The sequence below is a fragment of the Rhizobium sp. S152 genome, from assembly GCF_030380735.1.
Lineage (GTDB): Bacteria > Pseudomonadota > Alphaproteobacteria > Rhizobiales > Rhizobiaceae > Rhizobium.
This window is the reverse complement of record NZ_JAUDRZ010000030.1, coordinates 413,926-435,599: the sequence shown is the minus strand read 5'-3', so window position 1 is coordinate 435,599 and position 21,674 is coordinate 413,926. Positions and strand designations below refer to the sequence as shown.

24 protein-coding genes, 1 tRNA gene and 1 pseudogene are annotated in these 21,674 nt (G+C 59.8%); 18 read left to right on the top strand and 8 right to left on the bottom strand.

Annotated elements, in window-relative coordinates:
- Positions 1–13: 13 nt before the first annotated feature.
- Complete coding sequence (locus tag QTL95_RS26900; protein ID WP_289722890.1) at positions 14–1,207, top strand: tyrosine-type recombinase/integrase; 1,194 nt, start codon at positions 14–16, stop codon at positions 1,205–1,207.
- A gap of 304 nt (positions 1,208–1,511) precedes the next feature.
- Here the strand turns inward: QTL95_RS26900 and QTL95_RS26895 are convergent, their stop codons facing one another.
- Together QTL95_RS26895 and QTL95_RS26890 are read right to left on the bottom strand one after the other, a co-directional pair.
- Entirely contained in the window at positions 1,512–2,660 is a 1,149-nt protein-coding gene (locus tag QTL95_RS26895; protein ID WP_289722889.1) for an acyltransferase family protein, read from the bottom strand.
- A 290-nt stretch (positions 2,661–2,950) separates the two neighbouring features.
- Complete coding sequence (locus QTL95_RS26890; RefSeq protein ID WP_289722888.1) at positions 2,951–3,382, bottom strand: BA14K family protein; 432 nt, start codon at positions 3,380–3,382, stop codon at positions 2,951–2,953.
- A gap of 217 nt (positions 3,383–3,599) precedes the next feature.
- On the opposite strand from QTL95_RS26890, the gene QTL95_RS26885 reads away from it, so the two are divergent.
- Positions 3,600–4,241 carry a DUF47 family protein gene (locus tag QTL95_RS26885; RefSeq protein WP_289722887.1) on the top strand — a complete coding sequence of 214 codons (642 nt, stop codon included), beginning with the start codon at positions 3,600–3,602 and terminating at the stop codon, positions 4,239–4,241.
- Complete coding sequence (locus tag QTL95_RS26880) at positions 4,241–5,245, top strand: inorganic phosphate transporter (RefSeq protein WP_289722886.1); 1,005 nt, start codon at positions 4,241–4,243, stop codon at positions 5,243–5,245. The genes QTL95_RS26885 and QTL95_RS26880 overlap by 1 nt, the downstream gene beginning before the upstream one ends.
- A 12-nt stretch (positions 5,246–5,257) precedes the next feature.
- Here QTL95_RS26880 and QTL95_RS26875 read toward each other — a convergent pair whose 3' ends face one another.
- Positions 5,258–5,554 (bottom strand): hypothetical protein, encoded by a 297-nt coding sequence (locus tag QTL95_RS26875; RefSeq protein ID WP_289722885.1) that lies wholly within the window; start codon positions 5,552–5,554, stop codon positions 5,258–5,260.
- Positions 5,555–5,671: 117 nt separating this feature from the next.
- On the opposite strand from QTL95_RS26875, the gene QTL95_RS26870 reads away from it, so the two are divergent.
- A tRNA-Asn gene (locus QTL95_RS26870) sits at positions 5,672–5,746 on the top strand.
- A gap of 16 nt (positions 5,747–5,762) precedes the next feature.
- A complete protein-coding gene (locus QTL95_RS26865; RefSeq protein ID WP_289722884.1) occupies positions 5,763–6,275 on the top strand; it encodes a hypothetical protein in 513 nt (170 codons plus the stop codon).
- Positions 6,276–6,303: 28 nt separating this feature from the next.
- On the opposite strand, the gene QTL95_RS26860 is transcribed toward QTL95_RS26865, so the two are convergent.
- Together QTL95_RS26860 and QTL95_RS26855 are read right to left on the bottom strand one after the other, a co-directional pair.
- A complete protein-coding gene (locus QTL95_RS26860; protein WP_289722883.1) occupies positions 6,304–6,861 on the bottom strand; it encodes an RBBP9/YdeN family alpha/beta hydrolase in 558 nt (185 codons plus the stop codon).
- A gap of 14 nt (positions 6,862–6,875) precedes the next feature.
- Entirely contained in the window at positions 6,876–7,076 is a 201-nt protein-coding gene (locus QTL95_RS26855) for a hypothetical protein (RefSeq protein WP_289722882.1), read from the bottom strand.
- A 229-nt stretch (positions 7,077–7,305) separates the two neighbouring features.
- On the opposite strand from QTL95_RS26855, the gene QTL95_RS26850 reads away from it, so the two are divergent.
- From QTL95_RS26850 to QTL95_RS26830, 5 genes are all read left to right on the top strand, one after another.
- The gene (locus tag QTL95_RS26850) at positions 7,306–7,635 is read left to right on the top strand and encodes a hypothetical protein (protein ID WP_289722881.1); all 330 of its coding nucleotides are present in this window, start codon (positions 7,306–7,308) and stop codon (positions 7,633–7,635) included.
- Positions 7,636–7,787: 152 nt separating this feature from the next.
- Positions 7,788–9,239 (top strand): cryptochrome/photolyase family protein, encoded by a 1,452-nt coding sequence (locus tag QTL95_RS26845; protein ID WP_289722880.1) that lies wholly within the window; start codon positions 7,788–7,790, stop codon positions 9,237–9,239.
- Positions 9,236–10,564 (top strand): NAD(P)/FAD-dependent oxidoreductase, encoded by a 1,329-nt coding sequence (locus QTL95_RS26840; RefSeq protein WP_289722879.1) that lies wholly within the window; start codon positions 9,236–9,238, stop codon positions 10,562–10,564. Before QTL95_RS26845 ends, QTL95_RS26840 begins: the two co-directional genes overlap by 4 nt.
- Positions 10,561–11,403 carry a DUF1365 domain-containing protein gene (locus tag QTL95_RS26835; protein ID WP_289722878.1) on the top strand — a complete coding sequence of 281 codons (843 nt, stop codon included), beginning with the start codon at positions 10,561–10,563 and terminating at the stop codon, positions 11,401–11,403. The genes QTL95_RS26840 and QTL95_RS26835 overlap by 4 nt, the downstream gene beginning before the upstream one ends.
- 89 nt (positions 11,404–11,492) lie before the next feature.
- On the top strand, positions 11,493–12,752 hold the full coding sequence (locus QTL95_RS26830) for an SAM-dependent methyltransferase (RefSeq protein WP_289722877.1): 1,260 nt from the start codon (positions 11,493–11,495) through the stop codon (positions 12,750–12,752).
- A gap of 86 nt (positions 12,753–12,838) precedes the next feature.
- On the opposite strand, the gene QTL95_RS26825 is transcribed toward QTL95_RS26830, so the two are convergent.
- Both QTL95_RS26825 and QTL95_RS26820 read right to left on the bottom strand, forming a co-directional pair.
- Complete coding sequence (locus tag QTL95_RS26825) at positions 12,839–13,672, bottom strand: SDR family NAD(P)-dependent oxidoreductase (protein WP_289722876.1); 834 nt, start codon at positions 13,670–13,672, stop codon at positions 12,839–12,841.
- Between the two features lie 100 nt (positions 13,673–13,772).
- On the bottom strand, positions 13,773–14,420 hold the full coding sequence (locus QTL95_RS26820; RefSeq protein ID WP_289723178.1) for a ChrR family anti-sigma-E factor: 648 nt from the start codon (positions 14,418–14,420) through the stop codon (positions 13,773–13,775).
- A 229-nt stretch (positions 14,421–14,649) separates the two neighbouring features.
- Here QTL95_RS26820 and QTL95_RS26815 point away from each other — a divergent pair, with 229 nt between their 5' ends.
- The 5 genes from QTL95_RS26815 (at position 14,650) to QTL95_RS26795 (ending at position 18,426) form a co-directional block, all read left to right on the top strand.
- Complete coding sequence (locus QTL95_RS26815) at positions 14,650–15,687, top strand: cysteine synthase A (RefSeq protein WP_289722875.1); 1,038 nt, start codon at positions 14,650–14,652, stop codon at positions 15,685–15,687.
- A 6-nt stretch (positions 15,688–15,693) separates the two neighbouring features.
- Positions 15,694–16,431, top strand: coding sequence for an alanyl-tRNA editing protein (locus tag QTL95_RS26810; RefSeq protein WP_289722874.1), 738 nt, complete (start codon positions 15,694–15,696; stop codon positions 16,429–16,431).
- A 21-nt stretch (positions 16,432–16,452) separates the two neighbouring features.
- A complete protein-coding gene (sseA, locus tag QTL95_RS26805; protein WP_289722873.1) occupies positions 16,453–17,322 on the top strand; it encodes a 3-mercaptopyruvate sulfurtransferase in 870 nt (289 codons plus the stop codon).
- 2 nt (positions 17,323–17,324) lie between these two features.
- Positions 17,325–17,885 (top strand): GNAT family N-acetyltransferase, encoded by a 561-nt coding sequence (locus QTL95_RS26800; RefSeq protein WP_289722872.1) that lies wholly within the window; start codon positions 17,325–17,327, stop codon positions 17,883–17,885.
- Between the two features lie 70 nt (positions 17,886–17,955).
- A complete protein-coding gene (locus tag QTL95_RS26795) occupies positions 17,956–18,426 on the top strand; it encodes a DUF1203 domain-containing protein (RefSeq protein WP_289722871.1) in 471 nt (156 codons plus the stop codon).
- 59 nt (positions 18,427–18,485) lie between these two features.
- Here the strand turns inward: QTL95_RS26795 and ald are convergent, their stop codons facing one another.
- Entirely contained in the window at positions 18,486–19,604 is a 1,119-nt protein-coding gene (ald, locus tag QTL95_RS26790) for an alanine dehydrogenase (RefSeq protein WP_037177719.1), read from the bottom strand.
- A 154-nt stretch (positions 19,605–19,758) separates the two neighbouring features.
- On the opposite strand from ald, the gene QTL95_RS26785 reads away from it, so the two are divergent.
- The 3 genes and pseudogenes from QTL95_RS26785 to QTL95_RS26775 form a co-directional block, all read left to right on the top strand.
- Positions 19,759–20,220: an Lrp/AsnC family transcriptional regulator gene (locus QTL95_RS26785; RefSeq protein WP_289722870.1), complete on the top strand. Its 462-nt coding sequence runs from the start codon at positions 19,759–19,761 to the stop codon at positions 20,218–20,220.
- 85 nt (positions 20,221–20,305) lie between these two features.
- Positions 20,306–21,187: a DMT family transporter gene (locus QTL95_RS26780; protein ID WP_289722869.1), complete on the top strand. Its 882-nt coding sequence runs from the start codon at positions 20,306–20,308 to the stop codon at positions 21,185–21,187.
- Between the two features lie 93 nt (positions 21,188–21,280).
- A pseudogene (locus QTL95_RS26775) lies at positions 21,281–21,607 on the top strand (PilZ domain-containing protein); the annotation flags it as partial.
- Between the last annotated feature and the right edge of the window lie 67 nt (positions 21,608–21,674).

Here is a 21,674-nt window from a genome sequence, read left to right as displayed (position 1 = left end):
GGAGCGTTTGGCCATGAGCGTTAGAAAGAGGGAATGGAAGACACCTAAAGGCGTGGAGAAGTCGGCGTGGGTCGTCGATTATGTCGACACGACCGGCATCCGCAGGCTGAAGACCTTTCAGAAGAAGAAAGAAGCCGACGCATTCTCGGCGACAGCCAGCGTCGAGGTCCGCGAAGGCACCCACGTAGCGGATAGTGCGAGTGTTACCATCGAGAAGGCTGGCAAGCTCTGGATTGCTTCAGGTGAGAATGCTGGCCTGGAGCGCTCGACCGTCGACCAGCGGAAGAACCACCTTCAAAACCACATCGTTCCGTTCATCGGCTCGACGCTACTGTCCAAGGCTTCGGTGCCGTCCGTCCGCGAGTTTGAAGACCGCTTGAGAAGCGAAGGCCGATCGGCCGCGATGACGAAGAAGGTCCTGACGTCGTTGGGTTCGATATTTGGAGACGCCATCGAGCGAGGCTTGGGATCTCGCAACCCGGTTCGAGACATAAGAGGCGGAAGGAAAGGCCGCGAGCGGCGGTCTGAGCGACGCCAGAAGGGGCGCCTTGAGGTCGGCGTCGATATACCGACGCGCGACGAGATCAAAGCTCTCATTGCTGCCCTGGAGGGGAACTGGCGCCCTCTCCTGCTCACTGTCATTTTCACGGGAATGCGGTCATCCGAGCTGCGCGGTTTGCGCTGGCAGGATGTCGATATGAAGCGCGCCGAGATCACGATACGGCAGCGGGTGGACCAGTATCGGAAAATCGGCAAGCCGAAGTCCGAAGCAGGGATCAGGACGATCCCCGTCCCTCCCTTGGTCATCAGCGCCCTCAAGCAGCAGAAGCTGAAGCAAGCCAACGGCACCGACTTCGTCTTCGCCAATCCCGACGGAGATTCACGCTCGCACTCGAACGTGGTTTCAAAGGGCCTGCAGCCTGCAATGGTTCGCGCCGGCGTCACCGTGAATAGCGGAAAGAAGGACGCCAAGGGCAATCCTATACTTGCCGCGAAGTACCCCGGCTTGCACGCGCTGCGCCATTTCTATGCGAGTTGGCTGATCAATCGCAAGGAAGACGGCGGTCTTGGCTTGCCCCCGAAGATGGTGCAAGAAAGGATGGGGCACTCGTCGATCGTGATGACGATGGACGTCTACGGACACCTGTTCCCGCGGACGGATGACGGCACAGAATTGGCCGAGGCGGCAAGCTCGCTCCTGAGCTGATCGCAACATGAACGCGACACGCCGCGAAATTCTGTATAGATTTCAATGCCCATGAAAAGCCTGCAAATCCTTGTACCCCGGTTCAATTCCGGGCGAGGCCTCCAATATATTTCAGCCACATCGACAACCATCCGAAATAGCGCCTGAATCTTTCAGTTATGGCAATTTCTACTTGAACCGTTCCGCCACACCGAAATCAGGTGTGGCACTGCGTTGCCGATTTGGCCTGACGATGGGCGATACGGCCGTTTCCGAACAGACACACCGTTATGTCAACGATTGGAAAATGAGGACCGAGGGGGACTCATTTTGCGTCAGGGAGCTGAATCTCGGTTGGCATCCTGACGAACCGCAGGAATGCCCGTGTCCACCTATTAAGTGCTGGGACCCAGACTCTTTCCAGCAGCATGAACGGGATAGCCGCTGTGAGCGAGATTACCCAGGTCAAACCAAGGCAGAGCATCAACACACTCCAACGCGGCAATGCGTAGCCCGCAAGCGCGGTGTAGGCAGCACTGGTCGCACTGACGAGAACGAGCACGTGCACCAGATAGAGAGGGAACGATAGCTGGCCAAGGTAGAGCCCGACCGTGCCGCCAAGCCGACGCTCAAGCAACGGGACGCCCAGGAGCAGGATCATCGTCGCCCCCGCGGCCAGGATGAGCGCGGTCTCGTTATCAGTCGAATAGCCTGCCAGCATGATGAGGATCAGCACGCCGACCGCCGAAGGTGCAAGCTGAAACAAGGCGGGGCGTTTGCAATAGAAAAAGGCGATCAACGACCCCGCGATGAAAGGCACGAAATTCAACTTATGCAGGACGACGCAGATCAAAACCAGAAGAAGATGGATTGCGACGACGGCTCCCTGGCGACGCAACGGCGCGAGACTACATATCGCCACCAACCCAAAGACCAGCAAGCTGCCGTAGAACTCGAATACCATCGTCCACAGGTTCGAATTGTACTGGCTATGACCAGGCCAAAGAAAGACGAGAAGCGAATTGCGCGCAGCATCCGCAAAGCCGGGAACGAAATCCTGCGAGAACCCCACACCGGCAAAAGTCGCAAGCCACCCAGATCCTGTGATCCTGGCTGCGGCAACGTATGAATCAGGCAGATAAAGCAGGATCGCGGCGCCGATGATCATGCTCAACCCAGTCGGGAGCGCAAGCCGCGGTAGCCGTTTGACGATCGCGGCGGCCAAATCCGAGGCCGAGAATTGCTGATAAAACTTGAGTGTCAGCACAAAGCCGGAGAGTGCAAAGAAAAAAGCCACGGCGCCGGTGCCGTTTACGAACAGATAAAGCGGCGTGTGTGCCAGCCCACCTTCTGTCACGGACGCCTTGAGTGATGGTGAAAACCCAAGCAGGAAATGATGAAAGACCACGATGATCGAGGCTATTCCCCGTGCAGCTTCAAGGTAAGCCATGCGCGTTTTTGATGAGGTCTTCATCCCGCTGGTCGCCCGCTATTTCTCAGATCCCCTCAGGGCAAATCTGCGCGATATTTCCCAATATTATTGTCTTCGCATCGACTTTCCAAATAGACGTCAGGAAGCTATCACGAAAATGCAATGTATTGCATCTACGCACTTAGTATATCCTGCCGGATCCATGGAAATATGGAGGATTGATCGAGAGAATAGTTTACGCGAAATTGCGACATAGCGCTGCAAAAAGGCTTTTCTCTAAGCAGCATCTATATCCATTCAGCGATCACGCACGCATGCGAATCTCCGGCGTATTACGGCCCCACGCATTGCCGCCTTGGGCCATAGTTGGGCTGATAGGTATTGTCATAGGCGCGATACGAGCGATAACGGTTATAGCACCAGCTGACATGGTCGTCGCCGACGTATCGCGGCGCCCTAGGCTGCGATGCGATCAGCCCGCCAATCAAGGCACCCGCCGCAAGACCGCCGATGATCAGACCGGAGTCATTGTGGCGACGATAGCGGTAATAGTCCCGATCGTAGTAGCGCCTGTTGTAGCTATACCTGTTGCCACACCGATAGTAAGCACAGCGATTGCCGAAGTTTCTGTTTCTGACACCGGAATCGCCAAAAGTCCCCCGGCTCTGAACGGAGTGCGAATCGCCCCAGTTTTCGGCGAATGAAGGCCCTGCCCCGCTGATCGCGGTGGTTAGTGCCACGATGATGATTGCAAGCTTTCTCATCTTACACCTTCGAACAGTAAACACAGTGCGCGTTCAGAACGCTTGAGAAGGAAACGCATTCGCGCGCACGGTGTTCCGTGTATCGCACCGAGGCGAAACACAGTCTTGCGCCGGGGAAAACCGCAAAAGAATCGGCCGCAGGCCAATTGTGACACTTTTATTGCAAGGTGCCCTATTTTATGAGGGGCGCATAAAAATTTCATATGGGATGGATGGCATGCTCAGCTGGTTTCGTAAACTTTTGCCGAGAGAGGACCGTTTTTTCGACCTTTTCGCGCAGCATTCGCGCACCATCGTGGGTGCGGCCGATGCGCTGAACGAATTGCTCAAGGGCAAGGACACCGAACGGCACTGCGAGCGCATCGTTACGCTCGAGGACGAGGCCGACAACATCACCCGCGAGGTGATGCTCGCCGTGCGGCGGAGCTTCATCACGCCGTTCGACCGCGTCGACATCAAGGATTTGATCCAGTCGATGGATGACGCGATCGACATGATGCACAAGACGGTGAAGACGATCCGCCTGTTCGAACAGAAGGAATTCGATCCGATCATGCAGGAAATGGGCGAAGCCATCGTCCAGGCGGCGCATCTCATAGCCGAGGCGATACCGTTGCTGGAGCGCATCAACACCAATGCGCCGCGGCTGAGCGCCATCGCCGAGGAAGTCACCCGCGTCGAGGGCCACTCCGACGAACTGCACGACCGGGGCCTGAAGGCGCTGGTGCTTCGCCACCGGGAATCGAACGCGATGGCCTATATCATCGGAAGTGAGATCTACGGCGAACTCGAGAAGGTCATGGACCGGTTCGAGGACGTGGCTAACGAAATCAGCGGCATCGTGATCGAGAACGTCTGATGGACGCATCCCTCGCCTTCCCGCTGCTTATCGGACTGATCGCGGTCGCGCTTTTCTTCGATTTCCTGAACGGCCTGCATGATGCGGCAAACTCGATCGCGACGATCGTCTCCACGCGTGTGCTCAGGCCGCAATATGCCGTCGCCTGGGCCGCGTTCTTCAACTTTATCGCTTTCCTGTTCTTCGGGCTGCATGTCGCCGAGACGCTCGGAACCGGCATCATCGATCCCGGCATCGTCTCTCCGCTGGTGATCTTCGCCGCGCTGATGGGCGCGATCGTCTGGAATATCGTGACCTGGATATTCGGGATCCCGTCCAGCTCGTCGCATGCGCTGGTCGGCGGGCTCGTCGGCGCCGGCCTTGCCAAGGTTGGATTCAGCTCGATCGTCTGGGGCGGCCTGCTGAAGACGGCCGGCGCCATCGTCATGTCGCCGATGATCGGCTTCCTGCTGGCGCTGTTCCTGGTGCTCGCCGTCTCCTGGATCTTCGTGCGACAGACCCCGTTTGCCGTCGATCGCACCTTTCGCATCCTTCAGTTCGTTTCCGCCTCGCTCTATTCGCTCGGGCATGGCGGCAACGATGCGCAGAAGACCATGGGGATCATCGCGGTGCTGCTCTACTCGCAGGGCTATCTCGGCGGTAGCTTCCACATTCCGTTCTGGGTGGTGATCTCGTGCCAGACCGCGATGGCGCTCGGCACGCTGTTCGGGGGCTGGCGCATCGTTCACACGATGGGCTCGAAGATTACCCGTCTCAACCCGATGCAGGGCTTTTGCGCCGAAACGGGAGGAGCATTGACGCTGTTCGGCGCCACCTGGCTCGGCATCCCCGTTTCGACCACGCACACCATCACCGGCGCTATCGTCGGCGTCGGCGCGGCACGTCGTGTCTCCGCGGTTCGCTGGGGGCTTGCCGGCAATATCGTGGTTGCGTGGGTGATCACGCTGCCGGCGGCGGCGCTGATCTCGGCCTTCTTCTATTTCGTCGGCGGCCTCTTCGCCTGACCGACAGCCAGTTCAGGGGGCGGGCTTCCGCCTCCTGTGCCACCAAACGGATATGCGCCGACGCATGCGCCGCGCGATTGCCAGATCGTGCGACAGCACGATGAAGCCGAGCGGCACCATCCAGAAGCCGAGAATCGGCAAAAATCCCAGACAGCCTCCGACAATCAGCAAAAAGCCGATCGCCATGCGGGCCAGCCGCGATTGCGGCAGGCGGATACGTATCGAGCCCAAAACGAGATGGCCGGTCGAGTGATCGATGCCGAAGCGCCTGGCGCCTTGTTTTTCAGTGGTGTCGCGGGTTTCCGTCATCCACAGGAGATGGGGATAACCTCAGTGATTGCAAGGAGATGTCATTTTTTTGAAAAAACCGCTTGGCAAATCGAGCAAGCATTTGTATTAGCCCACTCACACCGCGGCGAGCGGTGATCCCTGGTAGCTCAGCGGTAGAGCATTCGACTGTTAATCGACAGGTCGCCGGTTCGAATCCGGCCCGGGGAGCCAGTTTCTAAGGCCTGCATTGAAAAATGCAGGCCTTTTCTTTTGCCTGAAATCGAGCGATGCGCCCGCGGTCGCAACACAATCGCCAATCCGGCATACCGATTTTGTATCACTGGGCATCGGCCCCATTCCGACCTACCCTGTTCACATCCACTTCAGCGACCGGTGCGAGGCGGCGATGAACAAGCTCATGGTTTCGGTGCTTTTCCTGATACCCACGGCCAGCTACGCGGGGGATTTCGCGGCAACGACGAAACGGATGGACGAGGTCCGATCTGCCTATCATGAGTGCCTTACCAAGAATGCCGCGTATTATGGAGAAAAGCTCTGCCGGGATGTCTCGGAGATCATCCCGGGCGCGTTCGGGAAATGCATCGACCAGCGCAATACCCTTGAAGATCTGGTGCGAGAGCGCGGCGATGCTCCATCCGAGAGAACGCGGTTCATGGATACGCTTCGAGAGAGTTACTACGATCAGATGACCGCCATCATCTTGGACCAACAGATCGCGGCGAACTGCCAGCCGAAATAGCTGGCGTCGAACGGCGGCCGATCTGGGCCTATGCGTATCGGCGCGGCGCCTTGGCCTTGTCCTTCAGTGCGCCGAAAAGAGCGTATCCGCCGGTCCAGCGTCCAAAGCCGCTGGCAATGTTGATATGACCGGCAAGTCCGATGTTGCGGAGATCCGTTTTCCACAGGCGCGAATAGAGCGTCAGGCGGTCGAGTTCCATATAGTGGTCGTTGAGGCTGCCAACGGTGATGCTGGGAAACGGCAACGCGCGAGTCGGCATCGGGCCGAAGTGGATGACGCCGGGATGAAGCCTTTCGGTCGGCTGCAGGTCGCAGGGAGCGACGAGCATGGCGCCCTTGATGCGGTGCGCGGACGGCCGATCCGCCAGTTTCGCGGTTAGCAGGCATCCAAGGCTGTGGGCGACGATATAGGCCTCGCCATACGCCTCCAGGGCGCCTTCGAGGCGTTCGACCCATCGGTCGACGTCAGGCCTTTCCCAGTCGTCCTGTGTCACCAGCACGCTCTCCCGGTCGTCATCGAGCCAATAGCGCTGCCAATGCCCCTCGTCCGATCCATTCAGCCCCGGCACGATCAGTGTCGTCGTCATCGCGGCCCCCTCGACTAAAATGCGAATTCCAGGGGACGATGGGCGAGCGCATGAATCTCCTCGGCGATTTCGGCCAGACGCTCACGCAGGTCGCGCCCGCTGCCGTCGTCGATCTCCTCGTCGCCCAGGCAATAGCGGGCCTCGTGCAGCTCCAGCCGCGCCTCGAGCGAATCCCTTATGGCGCAAAGGCGGTCGAAGTGACGAACGATGCTCATGACAATTCTCCTGCATCCTCTTGAGGGAACGTGATCACAATCAGCGTCAGCCCCCGATTGCCGCAAGTATTATCCATAATTTTACTAGACTAAAGAAACCGCGACCTAAGCTTGAAGCTCGGAAAGAAAATCCCGGCTGTCCGCACGCCAAAATCGCGGAACAATGACGCTGGAGGCGGGTTACGTAACTGTAAGATGAAGCGAAAAAGACACAAAGGAGGATGTCTCCATGCGCAATTCACTTATCGCCGCGTCTATCCTGGCGGCGGGCTTGGCCACATCGGCATTTGCCCAATCTAATCCCGACCCGATGGGTCCTACCAATGGCGGTTCAACCTCTCCAAGTTCGGGATCGTTCTCTTCCACTTACACGAGTTCCGATAACGGAACGCACCCCGTTGCCGTCCCCCCTGTCGATCCCATGACGACGCAGGGAATTTCGACGCAGCCGCGCGCGATGGATTGCCCCGGCATGCCGCAGCAGCATTCCGGCGTTGATACGCGCGGCGGGCAAGGCGGCGCATCGATCAGCGACGCGTGCCGCGAATACGACAACTGACATATCGAAAATGGATGAGAGAAGGCCGGCGACCCCGGCCTTTTCCTTTGTCTGGCACAGACAGCTAAAAACTCTCGGAGCGGCTGAAACTTTGATCTAGATCCTTCGTAAATCCGTACAAGTCATCAGACGAAAACGAGGGAACGGCTCACGTGACAAGCGAAACGAAAAAACCGGCTATTCTCTGGTTTCGCAAGGATTTACGCCTTGATGACAATCATGCGCTGAATGCGGCATGCACGTCTGGGCGACCGATCATCGCTGTTTATATCCGGGAACCGGAAAGCGGCGGCGCCGGATCGCTCGGGGCGGCGCAGGACTGGTGGCTGCACCAATCGCTCAAAGCTCTGGATAATTCACTAAAGGATTTCGGCGGCAAGCTTATCCTCGCATCCGGGAACGCGCTCGATGTTCTCCGTGAGATGATCAAATCCACACAGGCCGAGATGGTGCTGTGGAACCGCCGCTACGACCCGGCGGGGATAGCCGTCGATACGCGCGTGAAACAGGACCTGGAAAGACAGGCGGTAGAGGCACGCAGCTTCGCCGGACAGTTGCTGCACGAGCCTTCACGGCTCCTGACCGGCGGCGGAACACCTTATCGTGTCTACACGCCATTCTGGCGAGCGCTGGAAAAAGCGGGCGAGCCGCCCGCGCCGCTGGAATGCCCTTCCAAGATCATGTTCGCGAAGAAGCAACCGCATTCCGAGACACTCCCATCCTGGAAGCTGGAGCCGCACGCGCCAAACTGGGCGAGAAGATTTCCCGATACATGGGCACCCGGCGAAAAGGCTGCCCACGATCGCCTGACGGATTTCATCGACGACACGCTGGATGGCTATAAGGAGAGCCGAGACGTCCCATCGAAAGCGGGAACATCGCTGCTGTCGCCCTATCTGGCGCTTGGCCTCATCTCTCCTGCCCGCGTTTGGGAGGAAACACGCGGCCTCTCCAAACGTGTGCCAACGGAGGACCTCGTTCATTTCCGCAAGGAACTGGCCTGGCGGGAGTTCTGCTACCACCTGCTCTACCACTTCCCGAAGCTGCCCTATGAAAACTGGAACGACCGCTTCGACAAATTCGTCTGGCACAACAACGAAAAACTGTTCAAGGCATGGACGCGCGGGCTGACGGGCTATCCGATTGTCGATGCCGGAATGCGCCAGCTCTGGCAGCAGGGCTTCATGCACAATCGCGTGCGGATGATCGTCGCGTCATTCCTGATCAAGGATCTGCTGATCGACTGGCGACGCGGTGCCGACTGGTTCCGCGATACGCTTGTCGATGCGGATCCGGCGAACAACTCGGCCAACTGGCAATGGGTCGCGGGCTCCGGCGCAGATGCATCCCCCTTCTTCCGCATCTTCAATCCCGTGCTGCAGGGCGAAAAATTCGATCGTGACGGGTCCTACGTTCGAGAGTTTGTGCCTGAGCTGGCCGATCTGGACAGCAGGTACATTCATAAGCCGTTCTTGGCGCCCGACGCGGTACTCAAGAAGGCGGGAGTCGTGCTTGGAGAGAATTACCCCGAACCGATCGTCGATCACGCCGCCGCCCGCGACAAGGCGCTGAAAGCCTATAGCGCTGTAAAGGACGCCGCATGAACGCTCACTTCCCTCACCCGCATAGACGGCTGAAGATCGCGGTGATCGGCTCGGGCGTATCCGGCGCCTCCGCGGCCTGGGCGCTCAATCCAATCCATGACGTGACGCTCTTCGAGAAGGACGCGCGACCCGGCGGCCATACCGCCACGGTGGACGTGGATTACGACGGTATCCGCATTCCTGTCGACACAGGCTTCATCGTCTACAACGAAGGCAATTATCCCAACCTGACGGCGCTCTTCAAAGAACTCGACGTCGCCACGCATGCGAGCGATATGAGCTTCTCCCTTTCGCTCGATGAAGGCAAGCTGGAGTGGAGCGGTGGCGGGCTGTCGTCGATCTTCGCACAAAAGCGCAACTTGCTGCGACCGTCCTTTCTCCTGATGATCCGGGAGATCCTGCGATTCAACCGCACCTGCCTGCTAGACCGGGCAGCCGGGCACCTCACGTCGCGATCGATCGGCGACTATCTGGATTGGCGCGGGTTCTCGCCGGGCTTCACCAACAACTATCTCATTCCCATGGCGGCGGCGATCTGGTCGACGCCGGCGGCGCAAATGCTGCAGTTTCCGGCGGAGCACTTCGTCAATTTCTTCGATAACCACCGGCTCATCTACAGCCGGCAGCACCAGTGGCGGACAGTCACCGGCGGCAGCCGCAACTATCTCGACAAACTGCTTGCGCCGCTCGGCGACAGGCTGAAACTCGGCCTCGGTGTGCGCAGCGTTATGCGGCATCAGGCGGGCGTGACCGTCATCGACGACAGCGGCGCGGAAACCCACTTCGACAAGGTCATCTTCGCCGCCCATAGCGACCAGACGCGCCGCATGCTGACCGACGCCAGCGACCGAGAGAGCATGCTGCTTGCCGCCGTTCCCTACCAGCCGAACCGGGTGGTGCTGCATCGGGACGAGAAGCTGATGCCTGTGCGGCGCAAGGTCTGGGCTTCCTGGAATTATCTGAGATCGAGCCGGGACAGCGGCGGCGCGGCGGTTGCCGTCAGCTACTGGATGAACCGGCTGCAGGGGATCGACCAGCGCTATCCGCTGTTCGTCACGCTCAATCCGGATCGCGAACCGGATGCTAGCAAGGTATTCGCCGAGTTCACCTATGAGCATCCGCAGTTTTCATCCGAGAGCGTCGCCGCCCAACGGTCGCTTGCCGATATCCAAGGGCGGAACCATTGCTACTTCGTGGGCGCCTGGACAGGCTACGGATTTCATGAGGACGGGCTTTCCTCCGGCCTTTCAGCGGCAAAGGCACTCGGGGCGTCGATCCCGTGGCACCCAAAAACACCACAGCAGCAATTGGACGAAGTCGCATGACGAACACGTTTGACAGACGTGGAAGCAGCTTGGCGGCCAACGGTCCCGTTCCGGATGCCTCGGCCGCGGTTTATGTCGGTGATGTCATGCACCAACGGATGAAGCCCTTCGGCCATCGTTTCCGCTACAGCGTCTTCTCGCTGTCGATTGACCTCGACCGCCTTGTCGAGGCAGGCGGCCTGTCACGGCTGTTTTCCGTGAACCGGCGCAACCTGGTGTCCTTTCACGAGCGCGATCATTCTGGCGGCCCGGCGCTGCGTGCCTATGCGGACGATCTGCTGGCGCAGGCAGGCTTGCGGGCGGGGCGGATCGTGCTCGTCTGCTATCCACGCATCCTCGGCTATGTGTTCAATCCGCTTTCGGTTTATCATTGCTACGACGACAGCGGCGATCTGATCGCGATGATCTACGAGGTGCGCAACACCTTCGGCGAACGTCACACCTACGTCTGCCCCGTCGAAGCGGGCGAACTATCGGAAAGCGGCGTGCGGCAGAGCTGTGACAAGCTCTTCCATGTCTCGCCCTTTATCGGCATGGACATGCGCTATCACTTCCGCATGTTGCCGCCGGGCAAGGAGATACGCTGGCGCATTCTCGAAACGGACGGCGAAGGCCCGTTGCTGGCGGCGACGTTCTCCGGACGCTGCGTGCCAATGACCACGCCCGTGCTCGCCAAGCTTACGGCGCGCATTCCGTTCCTGACGATCAAGATCGTCGCCGGTATTCACTGGGAGGCGCTGAAGCTGTGGCTGAAAGGCGCCCGCTACATCCCGCGCCCCACCCCACCGACGCCTGTCAGCATCAAACCAGCTTCCCATATTGCAGAAGCGGCGGAATGACATTAGCGTTCGGATAATGCCGGGGGGCAGAATGTTTCAGCGCATCAAAGGCCTAACCCGGCGCGGAGAATTGCCGGAGGAGAAACATTATGACGGATGCATTGGAGTTGGACGATTTTCAGCAGCGATCGGAGTTGCTGTCGCATGACACGATCGCCAGCATATCGAAGGGCTTGCCGCTGAGGGCCAAGCTCGCCCTGCGCGCGTTGTTGAACATGCGCCACGGCTCGCTGATGCTGACCTTTCCCGATGGCCGCAACGTGCTGGTCAAGGGCAACGGAGAAGGGCCGAACGCGAGGCTGCGGCTCAACAACTGGAACCTCGTCTATCGGGCATTGGCGAGCGGCACGATCGGCGTCGCCGAGACCTATATTGATGGTGACTGGGAAAGCCCCGACATGACCGCCTTCCTCGAACTCTTCCTCGTCAACGACGATACAGCACTCGACTATTCGAACGGCAAGGGCGGGCTCATGCGGGTGCTCGAGCGCATCCGCCACTGGATGAATTCGAACACCAAGACCGGATCAAAGCGCAACATCTCTGCGCATTACGACCTCGGCAACGACTTCTACAAGCAATGGCTGGATCCGACGATGACCTATTCATCGGCGCTCTACTCCACAGGCGCGAACGATTTGCAATCGGCGCAGAACGCGAAGTATCGGGCTCTCGCCGAAGCCACCGGCATCAAGCCCGGCGACCATGTGCTGGAGATCGGCTGCGGCTGGGGCGGATTCGCGGAGTTCGCCGCGACGGAACTCGACTGCCGGGTCACGGGCCTTACCATCAGCCGCGAGCAGCTGGCCTTCGCGCAGGAGCGCATCCACAAGGCCGGGCTCGGCGACCGCGTACAGTTCCGCTTCCAGGACTATCGCGACGAGACCGGACTTTACGACCGAATCGTCTCGATCGAAATGTTCGAGGCCGTGGGCGAAAAATACTGGCCGGCCTATTTTTCCAAGCTTCGGCAGTGCTTGAAGCCGGGCGGCAAGGCCGGTCTGCAGATTATCACCATCCGCAACGAGTCCTTCGATCAATATCGAAGCAACCCAGACTTCATACAGAAGTATGTTTTCCCCGGAGGCATGCTACCTACCCGCGATCACCTCGCCGAACTTGGGCGAAAAGTGAATTTGTCACTGGTAAGGGACTTTGGTTTCGGGTTAGACTATGCCCGTACCCTGGCTGAGTGGCGTGAGCGTTTCTGGTCCGTGTGGGAGCGTGTTCGCCCGATGGGCTTCGACGATCGTTTCAAGCGGCTATGGGAATTCTATTTATTCTATTGCGAAGCAGGCTTCCGCGCCCGAAACATAGATGTCCGTCAGGTCGTCTTTTCGCGGAGCTGACGAGCGCGGGCGGCGGGACCAGACAGACGACCTCCTGTCCCGGCCGCCGCCCGCCTCGTCTATGCCTCGGACCCTTCTGTTCCCGACTATTCCGCAGGACTCGGCGTCACCGGATGGCGACGCTGTGGCTGCGGGCGCCTCTCCCATCCGGTCGAGCGATTGACCAGCCTGAAATAGAGGCTGTACGGCAGGAGATTGAGGAGCTTCATCATGTAGGTGAAGCGCTTCGGGAAGGTGATTTCGAAACTCTGCGACTTCAGCCCCGCAGAGATATGTTCAGCTGCTTCCTCCGCCGAAATGAGCGAAGGCATGGGAAACTCGTTCTTGCTGGTTGCCGGCGTATCGACGAAGCCCGGATTGATGACCTGGATCCGGATTCCCATCTTGTCGAGATCGAACTTCAGGCTTTCCGCCATGTTGATCAACGCGGCTTTCGTGGCGCCATAGGCGGCGCTCGTCGGCAGGCCGCCATATCCCGTGACAGAGGAGACGATGGCGATCTGACCGTGGCCCTTGGCCTTCATGTGTCGGATGGCCGGGACGAGGCAATTGACCACGCCCTGGACGTTGACCGCAAAGCTTTGCTCGAAATCCTCGCGGTGCAAATCCTCGGCGTGAACAGGGAGATAGACGCCGGCATTGAAGATGGCGAGCGCCAGCTGGCCGTGCTCGTATTCGATCGATGCCAGCGCGTGCTCCATGTCGTCGGGATTGGTGACATCGCCGTCGAGGACGATGATGCTGCCGGGAAGCCCGCCGGCCTCGACCTGCAGTTCCGCAAGCTTGTGATGGTCGCGGGCGGTGACGGCGACGCTGTATCCCTCGCCCGCGAGTTTCAGCGCCAGCGCGCGTCCTATGCCGGAGCTCGCGCCTGAAATCCATGCAATTCCATGTTCGGGACGGGCGACGAAATCCTGCATGATGTGTGACCTCCGGGCTTTACCAAACAACGGCAGAAATGCTCCGGAAGTTCCTCGCAACCTTCCGGATTCATTCGATATCACGCCATTGTGGCTGCTTTCAGCCGATGAGATCGCCAATGATCTGACGGAACGAGCCCGTCAGTTTTATTGGAGCATCGAGCACGGAAAAGGCGATGCAGTGACGCTCCTTCTCCGCCACCGGGCGGTGGTCGATCGTCGCGTCAGCAACGGAAATATCGCCGGGACCGAAGCGGCCCCTGTTGTCGTTGAAGGCGCCGTCGAGAATAAGGGTGAGCTCCATGCCCTTATGGGTATGCGCCGGCAGGGCACGCCCCGCCTTGATCCACATGAGACTGACTTCGCAGCCGTCGATATCGGTGGAGTATTCCTTGAAACCGGGAAGCTTGGTCTTCCACGGCACCGTCTCGACGTCGAAACCCATCAGATCGCGGATTGGTTGCGGAAAGACGCCTCGGTCGCTGGATAGAATGATCGGTGCCGTTTTTTCCGAAAGCGGCTTCGAGCCGAAGATGGCTCCAAGTCGAGCATCGCGGTCCATGATGGCCGCGTCAGGCATCAGTTCCAGCGCCTCTCCGGCCAACAATTCCAAATCATTGACCAGCGCGCGATGGTCCGGCTTCATCACGAGATGCGCTTCAACGAGAACGCGTGCCGGTTCCGGAAGAGACCCGGCAACATAATGCGCCATCAATGCATCGACCGTGTCGATATGCTCGTGAACCATGATGCTTGGGATCGTTCCGCTGTCAGAGGTTGCTTTGTCGTCATCCATACGGAAAAAGTCAATCTTCGGATCACCGGCAGGCGCGGCTATGCGGCATAACGGGGCTTCCAGGTGCGAAAGTGGAATTTTATCGCTGCAAGCACGTGCGAGGAATAGCATTTCTTGCCAACCCAGCCTTGTGAAGGGAAAAGACCGTTCCTAAACTATGTGTTCCACAGAGGCAGATTCCATGACCGTCCATCCGTCCGTTCTCGAAGCCATCGGCAACACCCCATTGATCAAGCTCAAGGGCGCTTCGGAGGCGACAGGCTGCACCATTCTCGGCAAGGCGGAATTTCTGAACCCCGGTCAATCCGTCAAGGATCGCGCGGCGCTCTACATCATCCGCGACGCGGAGCGAAAGGGCCTGCTTAAGCCGGGCGGCGTTATCGTTGAGGGCACGGCCGGCAACACCGGCATCGGCCTGACGCTGGTCGCGAAAGCGCTCGGATATCGCACCGTCATCGTCATCCCCGAGACGCAGAGCCAGGAAAAGAAGGACGCGCTGAAGCTGCTCGGCGCCGAGCTCGTCGAAGTGCCGGCCGTGCCCTACAAGAACCCGAACAATTACGTTAAGGTCTCGGGTCGTCTCGCCGAGCAACTGGCGAAGACGGAGCCCAACGGCGCGATCTGGGCCAACCAGTTCGACAACGTCGCCAACCGCCAGGCGCATATCGAGACGACGGCCAAGGAAATCTGGAACGACACCAACGGCCAGGTCGACGGCTTCATCTGCTCCGTCGGTTCCGGTGGAACGCTGGCCGGCGTCGCGGCCGGCCTCAAGGGGTTCAGCAAGGACGTCAAGATCGGCATCGCCGATCCTGACGGCGCGGCGCTCTATGCGTTCTACAAGAACGGCGAGCTGAAATCCGAGGGATCGTCGATCACCGAGGGTATCGGCCAAGGCCGCATCACCGCTAACCTGGAAGGCTTCAAGCCCGACTTCGCTTACAACGTCTCCGACGCGGAAGCCCTGCCCTACGTGTTCGATCTCGTCGAGAACGAGGGCCTTTGCCTTGGCGGATCGACGGCGATCAACATCGCAGGCGCGGTCAAGCTCGCAAAGGATCTCGGCCCCGGCCACACCGTCGTGACCATCCTTTGCGATTACGGCAACCGCTACCAGTCGAAGCTCTTCAACCCCGACTTCCTGCGCTCGAAGGGCCTGCCCGTACCGCAATGGCTGGTCTCTTCGCCCGATATCAAGATCCCCTACGAACCTGCGTGAGACCCGATGCCTGTCAATGCCCTCTTTCGTGACGACTTCTATCTTTCGACATGCGAGGCGGTGGTCACCGCCGTTCACGAAGACGGCGGCATCGAGCTGGATCAGACCTGCTTCTACGCCACGTCGGGCGGACAGCCCGGCGACACCGGCTTTCTTGAACGGGCTGATGGCTCGAAGATAACACTCGGCCAGACCAAAAACGGCGCTGCCAAGGATATCATCATCCACGTTCCGCTCGAAGGCGAGGCTCGGCCCGAGGTCGGCGAGAAGCTGGTGCTGCATGTCGATTGGCCGCGGCGCTACAAGCTGATGCGCATGCACACAGCCTGCCACCTGCTTTCAGTCGTCTGTCCTTACCCGATCACGGGCGCGGCCGTCGGCGAAGAGGAAAGTCGCGTCGATTTCGACATGACCGACACGATCGACAAGGACGAGGTGACGGCGAAGCTGATGGCGCTCGTTTCCGAGAACCACCCCGTCTATTTGCAATGGATCACCGACGAGGAATTGGCGGCCAATCCAGGCATCGTCAAATCCAAGAATGTGCGCCCGCCGATCGGGCTCGGCCGTGTGAGCCTCGTCTGCATCGGCGAGAACTCGGCGATTGACAGCCAGCCCTGTGGGGGCACACATGTTTCCGAGACGCAGGAAGTTGGACAGATTTACATTGCCAAGATCGAGAAGAAAGGCAAGGAAAACCGCCGCTTCCGTATCCGCTTCGGCACCCCCGACGACAACGCATAGGCATTGATGGAGAAGTCTGACATGAGCGACACCACGAGCCGCTTCGTCGTTTCGGCCGATTGGGTCGAAAAGCAGCTTGGCAACACCGGGTTCAAGGTGGTCGATGCCGCCTGGTATCTTCCCGCGCATAAGCGCGATGCCAAGGCGGAATATGCCTCAGGCCACGTTCCGGGTGCCGTGTTCTTCGATCAGGACGCGATCGCCGACCACTCGACCGGTCTGCCGCATTCGCTGCCATCGCCTGAATTTTTCGCCGCCGAAGTCGGCAAGCTCGGAATCTCCGAGACCGATACAATCGTTGTCTATGACGGCCCCGGCTTTTTCTCCGCGCCGCGCGTCTGGTGGATGCTGCGGACGATGGGCGCGAAGGACGTCTTCGTGCTCGATGGCGGGCTGGACGGCTGGAAGGCCGAGGGACGTGGGCTCGAAGCTGGCGACACGACACCGACCGCTGTCGTGTTCACGCCGAAATTCCGCGCCGACAAGGTCATTCCATTCGAGACGATGCGCGCCATCGTCGACGACGGCTCGGCGCAGATCGCCGACGCGCGCGGTGCCGGCCGCTTCACCGGCGAGGAAGCAGAGCCACGCGCCGGCATGCGGTCCGGCCACATGCCCGGCGCCCGCAGCCTGCCGGCGACAAGCCTTTCGGCCAGTGGCCGTTTCAAGGATATCGCAACGCTGAAGGCGATGATCGCGGATGCGGGCATCGACCTGTCGCAGCCGGTCGTGACGAGCTGCGGCTCGGGCGTTACCGCGGCAGTGATCACGTTGGCGCTCGAATCCGTCGGCCATGACGACAATGCGCTCTATGACGGCTCGTGGAGCGAGTGGGGCAGTCGGCAGGATACGCCCGTCGTGACCGGCCCGGCCGATCCCGTCAAAGGATGACCATGTCCAAGGCGCCCTCCTCCCTCAAGGCTCACATAACGCGGCTCGAAATGACGGCGGCACCGAAGGCGAGCCTGCCAGTGCCCGTCAACATCCAGACGGCGATCATGCGCGCGCCCGACATGCCGCTGCCGTTCTACCGCTATCTTTACCGCCAGGTAGGCGCGCGCTGGCAGTGGGTCGATCGGCTGCGCATGGACGACACGCAGCTGGCGGCAACGCTGCATGACAAGCGCAACAATATCAGCGTCCTCTACGTCAACGGTGCGCCGGCGGGCTTCTACGAGTATTTCGTCGAGGACGAAGACACGATCGAGCTCAGCCATTTCGGCCTGATCGAGCATGCGCTGGGGCTGGGGATCGGCAAATGGTTCCTGCTGCAGGCGCTTTATGCGATCTGGACCCTGAATCCGACGCGGGTGGTGACGACGACCAACAATCTCGACCATCCCCGCGCGCTGCAGCTTTACCAGATGTTCGGCTTCTCGCCGGTTTCGACCGGATCGGGCATCGTGCGACCGCTCAGCGACAAAGAGCTGCTCGAGATAGCGAGAAACAGCTGACGGCGGGAATCGGGTGGCCTCCGGCTCTGCCGGAGGCATATCTTGGCGGAACGAGAAAAGGAGTTCCGCCATGTCCGCCATTCGTTTTTCCGCCATGCCGACCGCCGACGCCGAACATATCCGAGCCGGTGGCGTCGATGCTTACGGTATGCCAGCCGAGACCATGGTATCCGACGGCCCCGGCCATCCCTGCCGCCACTGCCTGCGAAACATCGATGCCGGCGATGAGGTCCTGGTGTTCGCCTACCGTCCCTTCCCCGAGCCGCAGCCCTATGCCGAGACCGGGCCGGTGTTCCTGCACAAGCAGCCTTGCGACCGCTACGCGGCGAGCGAAATCCTGCCGCCGGTGCTTGAAACGAGCCGGGATTTTATCGTGCGGGGTTATGGCAATACCGACAGGATCGTCTACGGCACGGGCGCGGTAACCCTCAAGGACGACATTCAGGCCTATGCCGCAGCACTGCTCGACAGGTCCGATATCGCCTATGTGCATGTCCGCTCGGCGCGCAACAATTGCTACCAATGCCGGATCGACAAATGAAGAACCGGCCGGAATAAACCCGGCCGGCTTTAATTCACGTAACGTAATCTCCGGCTGCCTTACGCTACGTTCAGCACGCTTTCCGGGGCGAATGGCTCGTAGCCAAGGGCCTCGGCGACCGGCTTGTTGGTGACGCGGCCCTTGTGCACGTTGAGGCCGTTCCTGAGGTGACGATCCTCGGCGATGGCACGCAGACCGCGGTCGGCCAACGCCAATCCATGAACCAACGTGGCGTTGTTCAGCGCATGAGCCGAGGTGACGGGTACGGCGCCCGGCATGTTGGCCACGCAGTAGTGAACGACGCCGTCGACCACGAAGGTCGGGTCGGAATGCGTCGTGGCATGCGAGGTCTCGAAACAACCGCCCTGGTCGATTGCGACATCGACGATGACCGATCCCTTCTTCATGCCCGACAGCATCTCGCGGGTGACGAGCTTGGGGGCGGCCGCACCCGGGATCAGCACCGCGCCGATGACGAGATCCGCCGAAAAGACTTCGTCCTCCAATGCCTGGATGCTGGAGTAACGCGTATGGACGCGGCCAGCGAAGAGATCGTCCAGCTGGCGAAGACGCGGCAGCGAGCGATCGAGGATACTGACATCGGCGCCAAGACCCACTGCCATGCGAGCCGCATGCAGACCGACAACCCCGCCGCCGATGACAGTGACCTTGGCCGGCAGAACGCCGGGCACGCCGCCGAGGAGTATGCCGAGGCCGCCATTGGCTTTCTGCAGCGCCGTCGCGCCGGCCTGGATCGACAGGCGACCGGCCACTTCGGACATTGGCGCCAGCAGCGGCAGGCCGCCGCGCTCGTCGGTGACGGTCTCATAGGCGATGGCCGTGACGCCGGAGGCGAGCAGCCCCTTGGTCTGCTCCGGATCGGGCGCGAGGTGAAGATAGGTGTAGAGAAGCTGGCCGTCGCGAAGCTGTGCCCATTCGGAGGGCTGTGGCTCCTTGACCTTCACGATCATGTCGCACTTCTCGAAGATGTCCTTGGCCGTGGCGGCGATCTTCGCGCCGGCCGCGATATAGGCGGCATCATCGGCACCAATGCCGGCGCCGGCCTTCGTCTCGATCCAGACCTCGTGGCCGTGCGCGACATATTCGCGGACCGATGCCGGGGTCAGGCCGACACGATATTCATGATTCTTGATTTCCTTCGGGCAACCGACGCGCATGAGCGCTCCTCCTTTTTATGATCGTCCACTGCGGACGCCTCCCTTAACGATCCAAACACCGTGGCCGTGAAATGTCCTTGCAAAGACAGTTTGCCGAACAGCGATTTTTCGAAGATTATCTACTTACTGGGCTCAATTATCGAAGGTTCTTCGAATGTTGGAACTCGATGCAATCGATCATGCGATTCTGAAGGCGCTTCAGGCCAATGCGAGGATGACCAATGCAGACCTTGCCGCCAAGGTTGGGCTTTCGGCGTCCGCCTGTTCCAGGCGGCTCGATATCCTGGAAAAGAGCGACGTCATTAGCGGCTATCACGCGCACGTCTCGCAGAAGGCGCTCGACTACAAGATGACCGCGGTCGTGCATATCTCGCTGTCCGGCCAGTTCGCGAAAACGCTTTCTGAGTTCGAGGCCGCCGTGAAGCGCTGTCCGAACGTTCTGGTCTGCTACCTGATGTCTGGCGAGTACGACTATATCCTGCGCGTCGCCGCTCGTGATCTCGAGGACTACGAACGCATCCACCGCGACTGGTTGTCGGCGTTGCCGCATGTGGTGAAGATCAACTCCAGCTTCGCGCTCAGGGAGATCATCGACAGGCCCAATGTCGGCCTGTGACACTGCGCCCACAATGCCTGACTTTTCATGGACATCGGGGGAAGTTTCAATAGCGGGGCCGGTAGCACCGCGCTAAGACCGACACATGACATCGAAGACTCAGGGCTATGTGTTCGTCCTCCTGGCGATCACTATTTTTTCCATTCAGGACGCCATTTCCAAGCATCTCGGAACGGCTTACCCGCCCGTTTTCGTGACAATGCTGCGCTACTGGGCCTTTGGCTTCTTCTGCGTTCTTCTCGCCGTAAAGATGAAGGGCGGACTGAGAGCGACGGCACGGACCAAGCGGCCGCTGCTGCAGATCGTCCGAGGGCTGTTGCTCGCCGCGCAGATCGTTGTCGTCATCAACTGCTTCGCCATCATCGGCCTCGCTCATTCGCAGGCCATCTTTTCGGCGACGCCGATCGTCGTGGCACTCCTGTCTATGCCGCTGCTCGGCGAGCTTGTCGGCTGGCGGCGCTGGACCGCAATTTGCGTCGGCCTTGTCGGCGTTCTCCTGATCCTCAAGCCCGAGGGCGAGTTCTTCGACGTCAACCTGCTGCTTGCGGTCTTCTCCTGCTTCCTCTTCGCATTCTACGTCATCGCCACGCGTCTCGTCAGCCGCGACGATTCCTCGATGACCAGCTTCTTTTATACGGGTGTGGTCGGCGCCACCGTCATGACCGCGATCGGTCCCTTCTACTGGACATGGATGTCCTGGGGAGACTGGGGATGGATGGCGCTCCTGTGCATGACCAGCATCAGCAGCCATTATTGCCTCATCCGCGCCTACGACATGCTCGATGCAGCGGCCATCCAGCCGCTCACTTACCTGCAACTGGTCTACGCCTCGATCATCGGCGTCGTCATCTACAATGAAACGCTAAGCTTCTACACGATCATCGGATCAATCATCGTCGTCTCCGCAGGCATCTTCACCATCTGGCGGGAACATGTGGTGGGGCGGCGAGAAGCAAATCGCCGGTAAAGTCCAAAGCAGCAATTTTAGCGAACGCTGTAGAAAGATTTTCAACTTCTATAGTGTACTGTCTTCGTACGTTGTTGTCGTAGGAGCAGTGCGATGCGCAATCTCAATATCGTTACTCGAAAGGCTGAGCGTAAGTCGTGCCGGGTCTTCGGGAAGGTTCGCTATCTGAACATGGAAGTGGACGCCCGCATCATCGACATGTCGGTGAGCGGCATGGCGGTCGAAATCCGCTCGCCGATCCATGCGGCCTCCGGTAGCCGCGTGCAAATCCTGGCCGACGATCTCGGAACGCTTCACGGTATCATCCGGTGGACGCATAACGGTCGTCTCGGCATCCAGTTCGATCCGAACTCCAATGCGCGAGCGCAGGTGTCCTCCTATTTCCGCTTCTTCCACAAGGAAGTGCGACCGGTGCTCGCCCGCTAAGCGCCTGTCATTTTTGGGGTTTACTCCTTCGCAAATCACCCTAGTCTCGCCTGCGGGCCGG

Coding starts and splice junctions, on each gene's coding strand:
- QTL95_RS26825 (WP_289722876.1), bottom strand. CDS start 13,672: ATGCAGGATTTCGTCGCCCGTCCCGAACATGGAATTGCATGGATTTCA.
- QTL95_RS26800 (WP_289722872.1), top strand. CDS start 17,325: ATGTCCAAGGCGCCCTCCTCCCTCAAGGCTCACATAACGCGGCTCGAA.
- QTL95_RS26850 (WP_289722881.1), top strand. CDS start 7,306: ATGCGCAATTCACTTATCGCCGCGTCTATCCTGGCGGCGGGCTTGGCC.
- QTL95_RS26840 (WP_289722879.1), top strand. CDS start 9,236: ATGAACGCTCACTTCCCTCACCCGCATAGACGGCTGAAGATCGCGGTG.
- QTL95_RS26855 (WP_289722882.1), bottom strand. CDS start 7,076: ATGAGCATCGTTCGTCACTTCGACCGCCTTTGCGCCATAAGGGATTCG.
- QTL95_RS26880 (WP_289722886.1), top strand. CDS start 4,241: ATGGACGCATCCCTCGCCTTCCCGCTGCTTATCGGACTGATCGCGGTC.
- QTL95_RS26795 (WP_289722871.1), top strand. CDS start 17,956: ATGTCCGCCATTCGTTTTTCCGCCATGCCGACCGCCGACGCCGAACAT.
- QTL95_RS26835 (WP_289722878.1), top strand. CDS start 10,561: ATGACGAACACGTTTGACAGACGTGGAAGCAGCTTGGCGGCCAACGGT.
- QTL95_RS26810 (WP_289722874.1), top strand. CDS start 15,694: ATGCCTGTCAATGCCCTCTTTCGTGACGACTTCTATCTTTCGACATGC.
- QTL95_RS26875 (WP_289722885.1), bottom strand. CDS start 5,554: ATGACGGAAACCCGCGACACCACTGAAAAACAAGGCGCCAGGCGCTTC.
- ald (WP_037177719.1), bottom strand. CDS start 19,604: ATGCGCGTCGGTTGCCCGAAGGAAATCAAGAATCATGAATATCGTGTC.
- QTL95_RS26900 (WP_289722890.1), top strand. CDS start 14: ATGAGCGTTAGAAAGAGGGAATGGAAGACACCTAAAGGCGTGGAGAAG.
- QTL95_RS26885 (WP_289722887.1), top strand. CDS start 3,600: ATGCTCAGCTGGTTTCGTAAACTTTTGCCGAGAGAGGACCGTTTTTTC.
- sseA (WP_289722873.1), top strand. CDS start 16,453: ATGAGCGACACCACGAGCCGCTTCGTCGTTTCGGCCGATTGGGTCGAA.
- QTL95_RS26820 (WP_289723178.1), bottom strand. CDS start 14,420: ATGGTTCACGAGCATATCGACACGGTCGATGCATTGATGGCGCATTAT.
- QTL95_RS26780 (WP_289722869.1), top strand. CDS start 20,306: ATGACATCGAAGACTCAGGGCTATGTGTTCGTCCTCCTGGCGATCACT.
- QTL95_RS26895 (WP_289722889.1), bottom strand. CDS start 2,660: ATGAAGACCTCATCAAAAACGCGCATGGCTTACCTTGAAGCTGCACGG.
- QTL95_RS26890 (WP_289722888.1), bottom strand. CDS start 3,382: ATGAGAAAGCTTGCAATCATCATCGTGGCACTAACCACCGCGATCAGC.
- QTL95_RS26830 (WP_289722877.1), top strand. CDS start 11,493: ATGACGGATGCATTGGAGTTGGACGATTTTCAGCAGCGATCGGAGTTG.
- QTL95_RS26815 (WP_289722875.1), top strand. CDS start 14,650: ATGACCGTCCATCCGTCCGTTCTCGAAGCCATCGGCAACACCCCATTG.
- QTL95_RS26860 (WP_289722883.1), bottom strand. CDS start 6,861: ATGACGACGACACTGATCGTGCCGGGGCTGAATGGATCGGACGAGGGG.
- QTL95_RS26785 (WP_289722870.1), top strand. CDS start 19,759: ATGTTGGAACTCGATGCAATCGATCATGCGATTCTGAAGGCGCTTCAG.